General features: G+C 39.5%; 17 protein-coding genes. 8 read left to right on the forward strand and 9 right to left on the reverse strand.

Annotation, left to right across the window (positions count from 1 at the left end; translation table 11 throughout):
• Positions 1–31: 31 nt before the first annotated feature.
• The 3 genes from IPP61_07725 to IPP61_07735 form a co-directional block, all read right to left on the reverse strand.
• Positions 32–337 carry an isoamylase early set domain-containing protein gene (locus IPP61_07725; protein ID MBL0325052.1) on the reverse strand — a complete coding sequence of 102 codons (306 nt, stop codon included), beginning with the start codon at positions 335–337 and terminating at the stop codon, positions 32–34.
• A 178-nt stretch (positions 338–515) separates the two neighbouring features.
• Positions 516–1,652, reverse strand: a complete 1,137-nt coding sequence (locus IPP61_07730; GenBank protein MBL0325053.1) for a cysteine desulfurase — start codon at positions 1,650–1,652, stop codon at positions 516–518.
• Positions 1,653–1,691: 39 nt separating this feature from the next.
• Positions 1,692–2,144, reverse strand: coding sequence for an Lrp/AsnC ligand binding domain-containing protein (locus IPP61_07735; protein MBL0325054.1), 453 nt, complete (start codon positions 2,142–2,144; stop codon positions 1,692–1,694).
• A gap of 122 nt (positions 2,145–2,266) precedes the next feature.
• On the opposite strand from IPP61_07735, the gene rocD reads away from it, so the two are divergent.
• A complete protein-coding gene (gene rocD, locus IPP61_07740) occupies positions 2,267–3,508 on the forward strand; it encodes an ornithine--oxo-acid transaminase (GenBank protein MBL0325055.1) in 1,242 nt (413 codons plus the stop codon).
• Between the two features lie 474 nt (positions 3,509–3,982).
• On the opposite strand, the gene IPP61_07745 is transcribed toward rocD, so the two are convergent.
• Positions 3,983–4,687, reverse strand: coding sequence for an NUDIX hydrolase (locus tag IPP61_07745; protein MBL0325056.1), 705 nt, complete (start codon positions 4,685–4,687; stop codon positions 3,983–3,985).
• 179 nt (positions 4,688–4,866) lie between these two features.
• Between IPP61_07745 and rpmG the strand changes: the two genes are divergently transcribed.
• The 3 genes from rpmG (at position 4,867) to IPP61_07760 (ending at position 5,781) form a co-directional block, all read left to right on the forward strand.
• Positions 4,867–5,049, forward strand: a complete 183-nt coding sequence (rpmG, locus tag IPP61_07750) for a 50S ribosomal protein L33 (protein ID MBL0325057.1) — start codon at positions 4,867–4,869, stop codon at positions 5,047–5,049.
• Positions 5,050–5,094: 45 nt separating this feature from the next.
• On the forward strand, positions 5,095–5,247 hold the full coding sequence (locus IPP61_07755) for a DUF4295 domain-containing protein (protein MBL0325058.1): 153 nt from the start codon (positions 5,095–5,097) through the stop codon (positions 5,245–5,247).
• A gap of 135 nt (positions 5,248–5,382) precedes the next feature.
• Positions 5,383–5,781, forward strand: coding sequence for an acyl-CoA thioesterase (locus IPP61_07760; GenBank protein ID MBL0325059.1), 399 nt, complete (start codon positions 5,383–5,385; stop codon positions 5,779–5,781).
• A gap of 4 nt (positions 5,782–5,785) precedes the next feature.
• Here the strand turns inward: IPP61_07760 and IPP61_07765 are convergent, their stop codons facing one another.
• Entirely contained in the window at positions 5,786–6,181 is a 396-nt protein-coding gene (locus IPP61_07765) for a hypothetical protein (protein MBL0325060.1), read from the reverse strand.
• 138 nt (positions 6,182–6,319) lie between these two features.
• Between IPP61_07765 and ftsY the strand changes: the two genes are divergently transcribed.
• Positions 6,320–7,276 (forward strand): signal recognition particle-docking protein FtsY, encoded by a 957-nt coding sequence (gene ftsY, locus IPP61_07770; GenBank protein MBL0325061.1) that lies wholly within the window; start codon positions 6,320–6,322, stop codon positions 7,274–7,276.
• Between the two features lie 307 nt (positions 7,277–7,583).
• Positions 7,584–8,147, forward strand: a complete 564-nt coding sequence (locus IPP61_07775; GenBank protein MBL0325062.1) for a hypothetical protein — start codon at positions 7,584–7,586, stop codon at positions 8,145–8,147.
• Between the two features lie 71 nt (positions 8,148–8,218).
• Here the strand turns inward: IPP61_07775 and IPP61_07780 are convergent, their stop codons facing one another.
• The 3 genes from IPP61_07780 to IPP61_07790 all read right to left on the reverse strand — a co-directional run bounded on the left by IPP61_07780 (position 8,219) and on the right by IPP61_07790 (position 11,547).
• Positions 8,219–9,175 (reverse strand): TIM barrel protein, encoded by a 957-nt coding sequence (locus IPP61_07780; GenBank protein MBL0325063.1) that lies wholly within the window; start codon positions 9,173–9,175, stop codon positions 8,219–8,221.
• Between the two features lie 290 nt (positions 9,176–9,465).
• Positions 9,466–10,740, reverse strand: coding sequence for a hypothetical protein (locus tag IPP61_07785; protein ID MBL0325064.1), 1,275 nt, complete (start codon positions 10,738–10,740; stop codon positions 9,466–9,468).
• Positions 10,741–10,776: 36 nt separating this feature from the next.
• A complete protein-coding gene (locus IPP61_07790) occupies positions 10,777–11,547 on the reverse strand; it encodes a prolyl oligopeptidase family serine peptidase (protein MBL0325065.1) in 771 nt (256 codons plus the stop codon).
• Between the two features lie 560 nt (positions 11,548–12,107).
• Here IPP61_07790 and IPP61_07795 point away from each other — a divergent pair.
• A complete protein-coding gene (locus IPP61_07795) occupies positions 12,108–12,737 on the forward strand; it encodes a hypothetical protein (GenBank protein MBL0325066.1) in 630 nt (209 codons plus the stop codon).
• Here the strand turns inward: IPP61_07795 and IPP61_07800 are convergent, their stop codons facing one another.
• Positions 12,738–15,221, reverse strand: coding sequence for a hypothetical protein (locus tag IPP61_07800; protein ID MBL0325067.1), 2,484 nt, complete (start codon positions 15,219–15,221; stop codon positions 12,738–12,740).
• A gap of 187 nt (positions 15,222–15,408) precedes the next feature.
• Between IPP61_07800 and IPP61_07805 the strand changes: the two genes are divergently transcribed.
• Positions 15,409–16,131, forward strand: a complete 723-nt coding sequence (locus tag IPP61_07805; GenBank protein MBL0325068.1) for a YebC/PmpR family DNA-binding transcriptional regulator — start codon at positions 15,409–15,411, stop codon at positions 16,129–16,131.
• Positions 16,132–16,150 lie beyond the last annotated feature (19 nt).

Here is a 16,150-nt window from a genome sequence, read left to right on the forward strand (position 1 = left end):
TAAAATCTATTCAACCTTAAATAAAAAATCTTTATAAAACCACTACGCTGTTTTGTTCGGCAGAAACTCCCGAAGGAACATATTTGTCTGCTGCCTCATCGTTGATCCAGTTGGCTCCGTCAATCAGATATCTGAACTGAAGCTCTTGCCCAACCGGCAATTCAATCGTAGTTTTAAATGTACCACCTTTTTGTTTTTTCAACTGCGTGTCAGTCGAATTCCAATTGTTAAAATCTCCCAAAAGAGAAACCTCTTTTCCTTGCACCTGATCAGCCGAAAGTTCGAAGGTAACTTTACATACCGGCTTTGATTTCAAAAACTGTTTTGCTAATGCCATTAAAGTATTTCGTTTGATTACATTGCAAATTTACTATTACATGATTCGTAAGTCCATGTAAATTAAACCCTTAAATATTAAAATTCTTGAAAAAATACAATAATTCGGTAGTTGAATTCAAAACTACTCAGTTTTAGATTCAATTTTTTACCAAAAACACTGATTTATTTGTTTTCAATTATCCAAAAACCTGCAATAGCGTGGCAATCGTTTTATCGACTTCGGCCCGGGTGTTAAACTTGCTGAAAGAAAACCGTACATTGGCTCTTTCTTCCGGAATCTGAAGGGCATTCAAAACATGTGAACCCAGATTGGTTCCACTGGCACAGGCACTGCCACCCGAGCAGGAGATTCCCTCAATATCGAGTTTGAAAAGAATCATTTCGTTGTCGGGATGAGGAGGGAAACTCACATTTAATACTGTATAAAGACTTTTTTCCAATTCCCCGGATACCCCATTGAAACTTACCCCGGGAATTTTCTTCATCAATTCATCTTTCAGATATTCCTTTAAACCTAAAATATGGTTCTTGTCCTGCTCAAAATTCTGATAAGCCATCTCCAAAGCCCTGGCCATGCCCACGATACCATAAAGATTTTCGGTGCCTCCACGCATGTTTCGCTCCTGAGCACCGCCATGAATCAGAGGATGCAGACGGTTTTTGGCATTGATGTAAATAAAGCCTGTGCCTTTTGGTCCGTGAAATTTATGGGCTGAACCTACTATAAAGTCAATGGGGCTGTTTTTCAAATCAAATATATGATGACCCATGGTCTGCACCGTATCTGAATGAAAAAGAACTTTATGGGCAGCACACTTTTCGGCTACCTGATCTATATCCAGCAAATTTCCAATCTCATTGTTGCCATGCATCAGACTTACCAGCGTGTCTTCAGCGTTTTCCAAAAGGCCCTCCAATTGCTCCAGATTCAGAACCCCATTTCGGTCGTGCTCTAAGAAAGTAATTTTAATTCCAAACCTCTCTTTCAGATATTCAAGTGTATGCAATATAGCATGATGCTCCAGGGGGCTGGAAATGATATGTTTTACACCCAGATTTTCGACCGATTTGATCAGTGCCATGTTGTCGGCTTCGGTGCCGCATGATGTAAAGAATATTTCTCCCGGTGAGGTCCCCAACAAAGACGCAATGCTTTTACGGGCCATCTCGATTGCCGATTTGGTTTTTCGCCCCTGAGCATGAATAGAGGATGGATTACCATAAAACTCTGTCATATAAGGCAACATAGCCTGTAGCACTTCTGGGTCAAGTGGTGTGGTGGCGGCATTGTCGAGATAAATTCTTTCTGGCATTTTTTTTCAAAATAAGAATGCAAAATTACAAAAAATCCCTCATTCTATAGGCACATTTCGCTTAAATGCCCTTCCGAAGTCAATCAGCGACTCGGTTTTGAGCACTCCCGGAATATGGTCTATCTTTTCATAAAGAATCCTACGCATGTGCTCACTGTTTTTGGCCACTATCCTTATATATAATGTATATTGGCCGGTAATATAATAGCATTCTACTACTTCGGGGATTTCTTTCAAAAGCTCAATGATATGTTCCGAATTGGAATCTTCTTTCAGGATAATTCCTGTAAAAGCACTCCATTCATAGCCCATCTTGCGTTCGTCGAGTTCCAGAGCCATTTTTTTGATTAAACCGGCCTCTTTCATGCGGTTGACCCGCTGGTTAACCATAGTATTGGATATTTCCAGTTTTTTCGAGATTTCAGAATAAGGTTTTCTGCCGTCTTTTTCCAGCTCTTTCAAAATCAGAATATCGTATTCGTCCAAATCCATATTTTCTTTTTTTTATAAATAAACCTTATTATTTTCTTAAATATTATTAAATATAAAAATATTCACTTAATTATTGTTAAAAAAAGAAATATAAAGTTTTTTTGAACAAATCTTTACTATTTATGAATCAGACCCTTAGCCTTTCAGAACATTATATTGAACTAGAAGAAAAACATGGTGCTCACAATTACCACCCACTGCCTGTGGTGCTGGAAAAAGGCCGGGGAGCCAAAGTGTGGGACATGGAAGGCAAAGAATATTTTGACTTTTTGTCAGCATATTCTGCGGTAAATCAAGGGCATTGTCATCCGAGAATCATCGCAAAACTTACCGAACAAGCTCAGAAACTGACTCTAACTTCCAGGGCTTTTCATAGTGCGGCATTGGGAAGGTTTGAGCAGTTTATCACCGATCTTTTTGGATATGATAAAGTCCTGATGATGAATACCGGCGTAGAAGCCGTGGAGACAGCACTCAAAATATGCCGCAAATGGGCCTACGAAAAGAAAGGTGTACCGGAAGGAAAAGCCAAGATCATTTTTGCCAGTGAAAATTTTCATGGAAGAACTTTGGGTGTGATTTCGGCATCCACTGACAGCAGCAGTACAAATGGTTTTGGGCCATTTTTACCGGGAATCGAGGTGATTGCCTATGATGACATAGAAGCTCTTGAAAATGTTCTGCTTGAAGATCCTTTTGTGGCGGGTTTTATTGTAGAGCCCATCCAGGGTGAAGCGGGGGTAAAAGTGCCACATGAGGGCTATCTGAAAGAAGTGGCCAAACTTTGCAAAGCCGCCAATGTGCTGTTTATCGCCGACGAGATTCAGACCGGGATAGCCCGCACTGGCAAGATGCTTTGTGTCGATCATGAAAATGTAAAACCTGACATTTTGATATTGGGTAAAGCACTTTCGGGAGGAGTATTACCGGTATCGGCAGTACTGGCCAACGACCCCATCATGCTATGCATCAAACCCGGTCAGCACGGCTCTACCTTTGGAGGTAACCCTCTCGCATGTGAAGTAGCCAAAGAAGCCTTGCAGGTAGTGTTGGATGAAAATCTGGCAGAAAAAGCAGGCAAATTGGGAGAAATCTTCAGAGGGAAAATAAATGATTATATTGAAAATAGTAATATCGTAAAGCTGGTGAGAGGCAAAGGGCTGCTCAACGCCGTAGAAGTCAACACCGACGAAGAGTCAAAACTCGCCTGGAATATCTGTGTAAGATTAATGGAAAAAGGTCTTTTGGCCAAACCAACCCATGGTAATAAAATCAGATTTGCACCGCCGCTAGTGATTAGTGAAGAAGAACTCATCAAAGCCACAGAGATAATTATTGATACTTTCAGGGAGTTTGAGGAATAGGATATGAGTGCCGCGTATTTCTGTGAAATTCTGTGTTTTCTGTGAGAAAATAAGTACCGACTTGCGGGTTATGAGTGCCAAGTTTTTCTGTGAAATTCTGTGTTTTCTGTGAGAAAATAAGTACCGAGTTGCGAGTTATGAGTGCCGCGTTTTTCTGTGAAATTCTGTGTTTTCTGTGAGAAAATAAGTACCGGGTTACGAGTTATGAGTGCCGCGTTTTTCTGTGAAATTCTGTGTTTTCTGTGAGAAAATAAGTACCGGGTTGCGGGTAGATAATAAATGAAGAATGAATAATTATGAATGAAGGATTGGATTACCCTTCAAAATTAGCACATTACTAATTATCAATTAGCACATTACCTTCCTTCCTCACTTTCCACCTTACTCACTTACTAATTTACTAACTAAAAACCCTTTTGCCTACTCCCTGTTCCCTGTTCCCTAAAACCAATTAACACATTATCAATTAGCATATTACCTGAACGAATACAAAAAAGGAGCCTTGTGGGCTTTTCCTGTAAATTTCTTTTCAATCCTTTCCAGAAAACCCAGTGAGAGCATTTTTCTTTGGAAGTTGGTGCGGGTAAGTTTAGTGCCTAGTATGGCTTCGTGAAGGTTTTGGAGTTCGTTCATGGTAAACTGTTCGGGCATCAGGTTTTTGCCCACAGCGTGGTTGTAGAGGTCATCGGAGAGAGACTTTCTGGCCGCCTCCACAATCTCCTGGTGGTCGTGCATGAGTGTGGGCAAATTTTCGATATCAAACCATTCCAAAGATTCCGAAACCGCGTCCTTATTGAGCATCACCTGATTGACATCAACCAAAGAGAAATATCCGATAGAAACAAAGCGGTTTTGAATGAACTGCTTATGTGTTTCCGGAAAATCCAGGGCTTCAATAAGTTTACTTCTGGTTTCTGAATCTACCCTGTTCACTTTTCCAAAAACTCCAAACTGTTCGAGATAGACCTCTTTTACTCCGGTTCTTTCACTTAAAATCCTGTGGGCAGCCGCATCAATATCTTCAGTTTCTTTGATAAAACCACCCGGCAGAGCATAGATTTCGGTCTGATGGAATTTTAGAACCAAAACTTTAAGGTTTCGATTTTGAAACCCAAAAATTACACAATCTATAGAAACAAATGGTGAATATGGACTAAACAGAGACGCGACTGCATTCATGCTTTTGGGGTACTTTTGAGGTAGTAAAATTAACCAGAAATATACATAAAGGGAAGAACTTTTAAATTTTTGTAAAAAATTGTGTTTCAATCGCTCTAATATTTTGAAATTATTTTTTCTAATAAAAAAATATGTCTATATTTGCAGCCCGATTTAGAAAAAGATAATAAAATAATAAAATGGCAAAGAAAGGAAATAGAGTTCAGGTGATATTGGAATGTACCGAACACAAAACTTCAGGAATGCCCGGAATGTCACGCTACATCACTACCAAAAACCGCAAGAATACCACTTCGCGTTTGGAGTTGAAAAAATACAATCCGGTAATGAAAAAAATGACCGTTCACAAAGAAATCAAATAATAAACCGTCCAAAAGAGGTTTAATAAACATTAATAATTTTCAGAAATGGCAAAGAAAGTAGTTGCGACCCTTCGTGATAAAACAGCTCTTAAGAGTTTTGCAAAAGTTATCAAAGCTGTAAAGTCAGATAAAACCGGTGCCTATACCTTCAAAGAAGAAATGGTAGCCGTTGATAATATCGCCGAAGCTCTGAAATAAGCTTTCGCGTGTAAAAATATTTTAAGCCTTGCCGTACGCGGTTAAGGCTTTTTGTTTTGTTATGGATTGAGTTTTATGGAAACCAGGCGTTTCGTTTAGTTGTTTCTGATTAACACCCTAAAACAAAATTTATTTATGAATACTCCGAAAGTATTTTCTCAAAACATCACCGTAACAAAAGAACATCTCGACGAGATGCATCATGTCAACAATCTGGTGTATATCGGTTTTCTGTTAGATGCTGCCACTGCCCATTGGAACACAACCGTACCCGCCGAAATTTCGGATACGATCAGATGGGTAGTTAGAAAACATGAAATAGAATATCTGAAACAAGCGGAAGAGGGCGATATTCTAACCGTTAAAACCTGGGTTGATGATTTTGAAGGTGTGACCAGTCTCAGATATTATGAAATTTTAAAAAACAATTCTCTGGTTGTTAAAGCCAAAACACTTTGGGTTGCATTGGATGCCTTTACATTAAAACCCAAAAGGCTTGATCCGGCAGCATTGAAAATTCTCTTTTTTGAATAAACCCTCAATCTTCCCCAATAAACACATAAGTGGGCAAAACATTGATCAGATAAAAACCTGAAGCACTCATGTCTTCTCCATTGGTGATTTTGCCGAAATTTTTCTTATAAGAAACTTTATTTTTGACATAACTCACTGAATAATAACCATCAGAATAGGCTGAAATCTGATCCTGATCCAAACTAAAACTCTGAACTTCTGTAACTTCTACTTTTGCTATTTCGATCATTTGTGTGCCGGACGAATCAGCCGCATCATTTACCGAAAGCGTAAAATCGGTAATATCGACATCTGCCTGATTGGTCAATTCAAATTTCACTCCTCCCGGCTTGAGGATATTGCCACAAGAGCTCAAGCCGAAAAATATAATCAGTATAAAAACCCAATTCCATTTTTTCATTTCAAAAACCAATCTTTAATATTAAAAAATACTGACCGTGAAATTAAAAGATAAATTCCGATTTAAATCAGGTATTGAAATCTTAAAATATTTGATTTAAAGATTATTGGTTAAATTTGCAAAAAAACACATTCTCTGATGGGCTTATTCGACTTTTTTAGTAAAGAAAAAAAAGAATCTCTTGACAAAGGACTGGAGAAATCCAAGGCCAGTATTTTTGACAAGATATCGAAAGCAATTGTCGGAAAATCAAAAGTGGATGAGGAAGTTCTGGATGAACTGGAAGAAATCCTTATCAGCTCTGATGTAGGTGTTGACACTACCATCAAAATCATAAGAAGAATAGAAAAAAGAGTCTCTGACGATAAATATTCTTCTGCGTCTGAACTCGACACCATATTACGGGAAGAAGTTGCCGCCCTTTTGCAGGAAAACAATTCACAAGACGTTCAAAACAGCTTTGAAACCGAAAACCTCCCCAAACCCTATGTGCTGATGGTTGTAGGCGTCAATGGCGTAGGAAAAACTACCACCATCGGCAAGCTGGCCTATAATTTTCAGAAAAACGGGAAAAAAGTGGTGCTGGGTGCGGCCGATACTTTCAGGGCTGCTGCTGTGGACCAACTCAAACTTTGGGGCTCACGCGTGGGTGTGGAAGTAATAGACCATGGCATGAATACAGATCCATCCTCTGTAGCCTATGATGCCATCAAGGTGGGTGTAGAAAAAGGTGCTGATGTCATAATAATCGATACTGCGGGTCGTCTCCACACCAAAGTAAACCTCATGAATGAGCTTGGAAAAATCAAACGTGTGATGCAGAAGATATTGCCCGAAGCACCCCATGAAGTGATGCTGGTTTTAGATGGAAGTACAGGCCAAAATGCGGTAATACAAGCCCGCGAATTTACCAAAGTTACTGAGGTAAATTCCCTCACCATCACCAAACTCGATGGCACCGCCAAAGGTGGTGTAGTGATAGGTATTTCTGATGAATTTAAAATTCCGGTGAAATATATTGGCGTTGGAGAAAAGATGGAAGACCTTCAGGTTTTCAACAAAACTGCATTTGTGGAGAGTTTGTTTAAGAAGTAAACCTTTCTAAGATTTTGAGATTAATTTTTCTCAAAAACAAGCCATTCCTCGAATGAAACAGGCTTTAGTCATCTGATTTTAATATAAATCAATCTTATTTTAGTCTAATAAAAACACTTAGGTGCGTGCCAAATTTTCACTTGGTACCGCTGGATATTTTTTATTTTTTCAATCAAAAACTAATTCACTAATAATCATTTAATTATATTTTTTTATTATAATTGTTTGGTAGTCAGGCATATTATTTGCAAATTTATTCATTGAAAGGAATCTTTAACGGTATGTATTTACCAAAAAGAAATATACCATGAACCTACTTAGAAAAACTACTATTGTGGCTGCATGTATAATTGGCAGCCTTGGGGCTAAAGCTCAGGACCTTCAAAACAACGACCACGTCGTTACAGTCGTAATACCAAGTGTGGCATTGCTGGATTTGGAAAGCAACGGATCCAAAAACTTCAATGCTTCGTTTATTCAGCCAACACCCCTGGAAGCAGGACAAAGACTCACCTCTCCTAATGACAATGCAAGTGTTTGGATAAACTATTCTTCAATACTTCCCTCTTCGGGACTTCTATCCAGAAATGTGACGGTCTCGGCAAGTACAGTTGTACCCGGTGTAAGTATTTCGGTGTTGGCCGGAACTTCTTCTACCGGTGCGGGTGCCAAAGGCTCACCCACTACTGCAGTGACGCTTTCGACCACCGCCCAGAACATTATTACCGGTATAGGCAGTGCTTACACTGGCAATGGCGTAAACTATGGCCATAATATCACTTACTCATTTTCATCAGCAGACGGAAACTACGGTGACCTCAGAGTGGGCTCAGTACCGGTGACAGTCACTTATACTTTGGTGGATAATTAAAAATCATAAATTAAAAATAAGAAAAGCCTGCAAATCGAATTATTTGCAGGCTTTTCTGTGGGTCAAATTTATTAAAGTAGTTTCTCCAGCAAGGCTTTGGTGGCCTTGATGCCTTCGTCTTCGCTGATTTTTTCTCCCTCAAATTCTATCCCGATGTTGCCCTTAAAACCGGCATCTTTCACAATCTTCACGATGCGGGTATAATCTATCTCGGCTTCATTGCCTTTTTCATCAAACACGTGGGTTTTGGCACTTACCCCTTTAGCAAAAGGCATGAGCTCGGCAATCCCTTTGTAACGGTCGTATTCTTTTACACAACCTTCGGGTCCACTTTCCAGACAGAAATTACCAAAATCAGGAAGCGTACCTACGTTTTCCTTGTTTACGGCTTTCATCACTCCAGCCAGCCAGCTTCCGTCGGAAGAATAACCACCGTGATTTTCTACTACCACATTGATGCCTTCTTTGGCAGCGTATTCGCCCAATTTCTTTAAGCCATCCGCTGCATTTTTGGCAACCTCTTCGGCAGTTCCCTGTCCTGCGGCATTCACTCTGATGGTACTTGCACCGAGGAATTTAGCGATTTTCACCCAGTCATAATGGTTTTCTACTGCTTTTTGTCTTTCTACCGAATCCGCATTACCGATATCACCCAGAGCATCACACATGATGAGGCCCACTTTTACGCCGGCATCATCGCAACTTTTTTTGAATTTTCCCCAATAGTCCATGTCTTTGGCTTTGCTGTAATAGAAGGTATTGACCAACTCGATGGTGTTTACGCCATAGCCGGCAGCTATTCTCGGAAAGTCATCGGGGTTTAATTTTCCCTGTAAAAGAGAATCAGGGTTTTCTTTCAACAAACGTGCAAATGCCTCCCAGTCACCATTTAGGGCATCGCCAAAGAAGCTTTTGTGCAATGACCACTGAGCCAGTGAGATATTTAGATCTGGGGTTTCTTCTGCTTTGGGTTTACAGGATAAAAACAGGACAGAAAGGATAAAAAAGCTAAAAATGATTTTTTTCATGATATTTAAGATTGAATGTTTATTACAAATTTACAAAAGTTTATTCCCTAAGCCCTTATTCCAAAGATTACAAACATTAACAAATCTTTCTTCGCCCTTCCGGCGGGGACCTACTTTCTTTGCTTACCCAAAGAAAAAGCCGGGGAGGCGAACCTCCAAAGAAAGGGAACAATCTTCAAAGTGTCACGAAAATTTGGAAACATTCAAATCGTTCAATGAATTTTTACAAAAAATTTTCTAAACACTGAAGATTGATTTAAGGTATAATAAATTTTAATAATGAAAATGAATTATCTTTTTAAATTCCATTTTTCTTTTTTCCGAAAATAAAACATTGACCCTAAGACCATCAAAAAATAGGAGGTGGCTAAAATGTAGGAGGCAAAAATAAAAAAGGTAACATTACTGGTGTTGTGCTGAAAAAAGTTTTTGTAAAACAACACCAGTAGGCTCCCAAAATAAGCATAGTAATCAGCAAGGGTAATCATAAATCCAACGGTACCTGAATACTTAAAAGCCGCCAGCATCCTTTCAAAATAAAGACTATTACACATAGAATAAGCCACATAAGCCCCAAAACCTACTCCTATCAGCCAGAGAATGGGATTGATGGCACCCATTTGAAAAAGCATGGTACTTGCCCCGATGATTAGGGCTCCCACCAAAAGTAAAGTCTGAATGACATTAAATACCATTGCGTGGTTTCGGATCCACCGCATGGAAGCCATCAAAAGTAAGACGACGATTGCAATCGGGATTTCGGTTTGGGTAAAAAGAGCCGTATTGCCCCCAAATCCCAGCTCTCCGAGAATCTCCGGCATAAAATTATCGCGGAATTCGCGGTAAGCCGTCAGTAGTACATAAGAAATGATAAACAGCGTGAGCCCCAAACCAAATTCTCTCACAAAAGCCTTTCGGTCGGTTTTCCTCATGGGAAGGCGTTCAACACGGTCGGCAATATCTGCAGCAACGGGTCGCGGAATCTGAGATAGAAACCAAACCGATACTGCCAAAGGCAAATACATGACCGAATCGGCCACAAAGGGCATCATAAATTCCGAAATATCCAGACTGCCCATCACCCACTTGCCCACGCTTTTGGCAAAACCGGAACCAATGATAAACGAAGCCGTGAGGGCAGCTACCAGAAGATCGGTACTTTTCCTTCCTTCGAGAAAACCCAGGATTACGCCATAAAACATCCCCAATGGAAGACTACCCAGAAAAACGAAGAGCAGATTGTAGGGTGCAGGCACCAGTCCAAAGCCCAGCATACTCAGCCAGGACAAACCTGTAAAAATCAACAAATTACGGGGGCGGTGTTCGGGTTTCATTTCTGACACCACCTTTACCCCTATCCCTTTAGAAACCGCAAAACCAATGACCTGTGCCGTGATGATGAGGATTTTAAAGTGTACCCCGAAGTAATACAAGTCGTCAAAAGTGGCTGCTGTATAGGCTCTCCTGAAAGGATAAAAACACAAATAGGTGCTGAATGCTGCAATGGCGGCAAACAGCGTTTTGACCCATTCGGGACTGTTGATTAATTTGTTTTTCAGCAAAATATCAAAACTTTTTCTTAGCAAATCTTTGGGTAATTATTACTTTTTCTGTGCCAGAAGCCAGGTCAGATAGTCGGGTTCTTTGAAGACATTGTCCCAGGAATTATGATTGACCCCGGGATACTCTTTGTAAATCACGTCACAGCCGAGAGACTTGAGTTTTTCGGTGGCTTCACGCGAATGTTTCACGGGAATAACCCCATCAATATCACCATGATATATTCTGAAAGGCACTTTGGCTTGTGTTTTGGAATATGAATTGAGATCGGCCCCACCGCAAATGGGTGCTGCTGCGGCAAACAGTTTTGGATAACGATACACCGCCTCAAAGGTACCCATGCCTCCCATAGACATGCCCGTGATAAATATTCTTTTTTTGTCGGCTTTTTTGCCTTTGATCATGCTCTGTACCAATTCTACAGCTGCATGTAAGGATGGATTTTCGGGGTAAGTGTAGTTAAAATCCAGTTCCAAAGGGTATTTGGCCCGTGAAAATTTCACCGAAGCCCAATAGTCTTCTTTGGCACATTGCGGAAATATTCCAATAAATGGCGTTTCTTTTGATTTATTCAAAAACATTTCCGAGCCATATTTCAACTGAGAAATATTGTCATCGCCTCTTTCGCCTCCACCATGGAGAAACAAGATTAGAGGATATTTATTATTGGGATCGTAACCGGGAGGTAAAAGCAAACGGTAATTCAAAATCGTGCCTTTGCTATCGGTGTATTTCAAAGCCTGAAATGCCTCCTTCTGAGCAATGGCATTGAAATAAAGGAGAATTAAAGCGAGAGTAATTATTTTTTTCATCAGGGTAATTTTGAATTTACTCAGAACAAGAGCTAAATTTTAAGATTCTTATATCAACTTATCAAAAAAGCAGTTAAAATTTTGTAAAATATATTTTCCTTAATGTCAAATAAGTGAAAATACTTTCGTCGCCTATCCGGCGGGGACCTACTTTCTTTGCTTACCCAAAGAAAGTAGGCAAAGAAAGGGAACAATCTTCAAAGTGTCACGAAAATTTTGAAACCCTCAATTAATCATTAGCATTTTTCGATCAAAATTTTCTAAACACTGAAGATTGATTTAATGTATTTTCATTAGTACATATTTCAAACTAAGAAATCATTTTTTTAAAGTCTCAATAATTGTCAAAATTTAAGTTTTTAAAATTCAATGGAGGATTAACAAACACCTTATTTGTTTTTCTCTGATAAACTGTTTTTCCAATTAAACCTTAAATCGAATAGTCCTTAAAGCTAATAGTTTTTTCTAAAATATTAACGTAATGTTAATGCCTCAAATATGGGAAAGATTACGTATTTATTGATAAAGAAATTCGTTTTATTTGTTAAAAAATCTCAATCATGAAAAAGATAATCGGTATAACTTTCATTATAGCTTTAGGTATGTTTTCCTGTCAGACACAACAAAAACTGGCCGTGGACAATATTTCCCAATATACTCAAACCCACCAAAGGATTGCCATTTTACCTTTTAAAGTAACTTTTAGCGAGGCTTACAAAGCCATGAGCCAAAGAGGCAGAAAGCAAGATGACTGGAAAGAACAGGAGCGTGTAGCAGGTCTGGACTTACAGAAATCTACCTTTGAAATATTAAGCAAAAGAGCATTGAAGAAAAACTTTGGGTTTACGCTGCAGGATTTCCTGACCACAAATAAAACCCTGCAGGCTGAAAACATCAGGTTTTCGGAGTTGGCAAGCATTGGAAAAGGTCAACTGGCCAGATTACTTGGTGTCGATGCGGTAATATGGGGAGAGACCGAAATGGAAATGGATCCGGCAGGCTGGAGAAACCGAAATGGTATTGAAACTACATTGGCCCTTTTTGATGCGAAATCAGAACAAAAAATCTGGCAGCAGAGCAGCTTTGCCGATGCCATGAGGCGTTTTGATACCCCACAATCGCTGGCACAAAATACAATCCAGAATCTGGTTACGGCCTTACCTTATAAAAAGCAAGCCAAAGAAGACTGATCAATTACAGCCCGCTATCTGGGCCCTGAAGACCTCCGCCGTACCCGCCTGAAAACCCGGCTTGAGTAAGATAGATTTCCCTGCCTGGTAGGTGGTATTGTTTGCCACATTGGCCTGACTTTCTATAGTTTCGGAAGCTTTGTAAGTGCCTGAAGGCTGTGCAATGGCTCCGTAGATTTCGGAAGGATTACAGGCGGAAATATTAACAATGAAATCTTTGATATCGCCAAAATATAATCCTGTAACTGTATCAAATCCTTCGAGAGCAGAGCAAGGGTCAACGGGAGCTTGGAGATATGTGGTCTTAATCCTCATTCTGGTTAAACCAGCTGTTGCAGTATTGGGAATTTGAAAAGCAAATGTTTTATTGGTCCAAAGCCCCCCGTTATAAAATGAGTATATTAACTCAGAATTTGAGAATGTACCATCATTATTTAAATCCATCCAAACAGCAATGCCATCTTCCCAATTTCCAGGATTAAAAACATTAAAATTATAACTGGCACCTTTGGTAAAATTGACTTGAGGAGAAGGTGTTACCAGAGAAAAGCCTGAGGGGTTACAAGTAAAATTTTCGTCATAAAGACTAATTGCCCCAAAAGTAATCTGTAATTGGGTTAATAAATCATTATCACTACATTTCAAACCGGTAGGTTCACAATAAGGGCATGGCCCCCCAATTGTAATATGTAATGCTGACCTAGGCGACACCCCGCAACTTGTACTTTGACATTCAGCATAAAAGGTGGTATCACTTACGATTCCGTTGGCTATGACATTATTGCCAGTATAAAGCACTGTGCCACCGGCTGGACTGCCATACCAGTTTAAGGTAAACCCACTGCAACCGTTTGCTGATAAATTAGCTACACTTGTACTACCGCAAATGCTTATGTCTGATGTCACAGGTGCAGTACCAGAATATAACTCCACTACTGCTGCGGTTCTGAAACTCTCACAACTGTTTTGAGTGCAGGTGACATAATAAACTGTATTGCTATTCAAAATTCCTGTATTATATGGGTTACCTGTAAAAATTTCCGGGGTTGAGTTTAAACTTGTGTACCATTTATAAACTCCCCCGGTGCATCCAGAGGCTGTAATTGAAGCTGAAGAATTATTGCAAACAAATGTGGTTCCCACAGTAGGTTTAGGGGTTAACACTCCTCCAAGGCATGAGGCTGCGTTGACTTCAGCTGCCATTTTTTGTTTTACCAAAGGCCCAAAACCATTTGAAAATACAATTCCTGTACTTGTAAGGTGGCAATAGCTCATAATTGTACCACCACCCGGAGCAGGTGTGGGACCGCTGGTACAACCGTCTTCGGTATAACCTGCTGTAGGCCCGCAATTATCAATGGCATTGGGAGGGTTTACTCCATCAGACCAGCTACAGTTATGTGTATGAGGAAGACCAAAATTATGGCCGATTTCGTGAGTCATCACTTCTACATTCCAGGAGAATGTTGGGATATTATTCACAGTAGAAGACAAACTTGTACTCAAGCCTTTGGCATAGTTTTTACTACAATTGCCAAACACTGCCCTTGCTTGCATACCATTATAAACAGGCGACCCGATTAAATAATAAGCAACACCCCCACCATAACTTTTTGCTGAAACCAAATGTACAATATCACCATTGAAATTATTCCCCTGATTATCCCAATAATTAGTCAAAGAGTCTAGCATTGCTCCAGTGTTTGAGGCCGGATTGTACGGATCTACGGTTGTCCAAACAAAAATTTCTGACAATTGAATATTTATTTCATCATTTTTATATAATTGGACCACATTGTTAAAAATCGAGCTCAGTGTATTTACTACATTGGTTGTGCCTCCCCATTCCGTAAAAGTATAAAAGTCGGCCTCCAACATTATTTCTACAACTCTGCAATTGGACACGTTAGTTGAGCGAGGGCTGTTGTCCAGATTTAATCCTTCGATTTTTTTCTCAATCTCTCCCGCACATATTGGGGTGTCGTTTTTTATCTCCTCTGTATTGTACACCACATGCAGGTTTTTGGAATCATTCTTTATTTTCCCGATCGTAAGGTTGACTTTCTTACTCCATATCATACCTTCAACCGTATTGTTTGTCACTGTCAAAACCACCGTTGAATTGCTTTCGCCTTTTATTTTTCCTCGATAAAAAACCGGCAATTTCATTTTATGTTCACCTTGAGGCGTATTTATTTTAAAATCAGCAGAAAATACTTTGGTCGGTTCTATTTCCAGAATCAAATCACCATTTTGAGTAGGTAATACGATGAGAGCTACTTTTGGATTTAAATATATACTCTTTAGATTACCTGAATTTATTTCTAGAACCTGAGCAGATAAAATACCATTTAACTGATTTTGAGTTGCAATTCCGCTGACTGAAGAATTATTTTTTTTTGTAAAAAGATTATCAAACCTTTCCTGAGCAAAAACACTTATTGATAAAATAGTTAAAACTATTCCAATCAGTATACTTTTCATGGGGTTACCTTTTTTATTTGCAAAATAGTATTTTATATTCTTTAAATAAACAAATTTTTTATTCCATGTTATTTTTTAATAATAAAGCTATATAGAATTTTAAATTCTGACAATCCACAATTTCTACATTTGATTATGAAGCCAATACATAATTTCATAATTTTGCGGCTGAAATCAAGATAAAAATATGGGAAGAGCGTTTGAATTCAGAAAAGCACGTAAAATGAAGCGTTGGAGTTCCATGGCCAAGATCTTCACGCGTATAGGAAAAGATATAGTAATGGCCGTTAAATCTGGCGGGCCAGACCCCTCAACCAACTCAAGACTCAGGGCCGTAATTCAAAACTCCAAAGCGGCCAATATGCCCAAGGTCAATGTTGAAAATGCCATTAAAAAGGCCTCTTCAAAAGACCAGGAAGATTATAAAGAAATTGTATTGGAAGGTTATGGCCTGCACGGAGTGGCAGTATTGGTGGAATGTACCACCGACAACAACAACCGCACAGTTGCCAACGTAAGATCATATTTTACCAAAACCGGTGGTAGTCTGGGCACCAATGGCATGCTCGACTTTATTTTTGAAAGAAAATGTATTTTTAAAATTGCCAACAATGCTTCGGTTGACCTGGAAGAGCTGGAGTTTGAACTCATTGATTTTGGTGCTGATGATGTTTTCCTTGACGAAGAAAACGACCAGATCAATATCTATGGTGAGTTTACTGCTTATGGAGCCATTCAGAAATTCCTTGAAGAAAAAGGACTGGAACTAATTCACGCCGACTTTGAGCGTATCCCGACCGACACCAAGAAATTAACAGAAACCGAAGCCGCCGACCTCGACAAACTCCTTGAAAAACTCGATGAAGACGACGACGTACAGAATGTTTATCACAATATGGTGATTGAGTAAACTATAATTGCCGGGTTGC

Source organism: Cytophagaceae bacterium, from assembly GCA_016722655.1.
Taxonomy (GTDB): Bacteria; Bacteroidota; Bacteroidia; order Cytophagales; family Spirosomataceae; genus Leadbetterella.

Coding starts and splice junctions, on each gene's coding strand:
- IPP61_07725 (MBL0325052.1), bottom strand. CDS start 337: ATGGCATTAGCAAAACAGTTTTTGAAATCAAAGCCGGTATGTAAAGTT.
- IPP61_07730 (MBL0325053.1), bottom strand. CDS start 1,652: ATGCCAGAAAGAATTTATCTCGACAATGCCGCCACCACACCACTTGAC.
- IPP61_07735 (MBL0325054.1), bottom strand. CDS start 2,144: ATGGATTTGGACGAATACGATATTCTGATTTTGAAAGAGCTGGAAAAA.
- rocD (MBL0325055.1), top strand. CDS start 2,267: ATGAATCAGACCCTTAGCCTTTCAGAACATTATATTGAACTAGAAGAA.
- IPP61_07745 (MBL0325056.1), bottom strand. CDS start 4,687: ATGAATGCAGTCGCGTCTCTGTTTAGTCCATATTCACCATTTGTTTCT.
- rpmG (MBL0325057.1), top strand. CDS start 4,867: ATGGCAAAGAAAGGAAATAGAGTTCAGGTGATATTGGAATGTACCGAA.
- IPP61_07755 (MBL0325058.1), top strand. CDS start 5,095: ATGGCAAAGAAAGTAGTTGCGACCCTTCGTGATAAAACAGCTCTTAAG.
- IPP61_07760 (MBL0325059.1), top strand. CDS start 5,383: ATGAATACTCCGAAAGTATTTTCTCAAAACATCACCGTAACAAAAGAA.
- IPP61_07765 (MBL0325060.1), bottom strand. CDS start 6,181: ATGAAAAAATGGAATTGGGTTTTTATACTGATTATATTTTTCGGCTTG.
- ftsY (MBL0325061.1), top strand. CDS start 6,320: ATGGGCTTATTCGACTTTTTTAGTAAAGAAAAAAAAGAATCTCTTGAC.
- IPP61_07775 (MBL0325062.1), top strand. CDS start 7,584: ATGAACCTACTTAGAAAAACTACTATTGTGGCTGCATGTATAATTGGC.
- IPP61_07780 (MBL0325063.1), bottom strand. CDS start 9,175: ATGAAAAAAATCATTTTTAGCTTTTTTATCCTTTCTGTCCTGTTTTTA.
- IPP61_07790 (MBL0325065.1), bottom strand. CDS start 11,547: ATGAAAAAAATAATTACTCTCGCTTTAATTCTCCTTTATTTCAATGCC.
- IPP61_07795 (MBL0325066.1), top strand. CDS start 12,108: ATGAAAAAGATAATCGGTATAACTTTCATTATAGCTTTAGGTATGTTT.
- IPP61_07800 (MBL0325067.1), bottom strand. CDS start 15,221: ATGAAAAGTATACTGATTGGAATAGTTTTAACTATTTTATCAATAAGT.
- IPP61_07805 (MBL0325068.1), top strand. CDS start 15,409: ATGGGAAGAGCGTTTGAATTCAGAAAAGCACGTAAAATGAAGCGTTGG.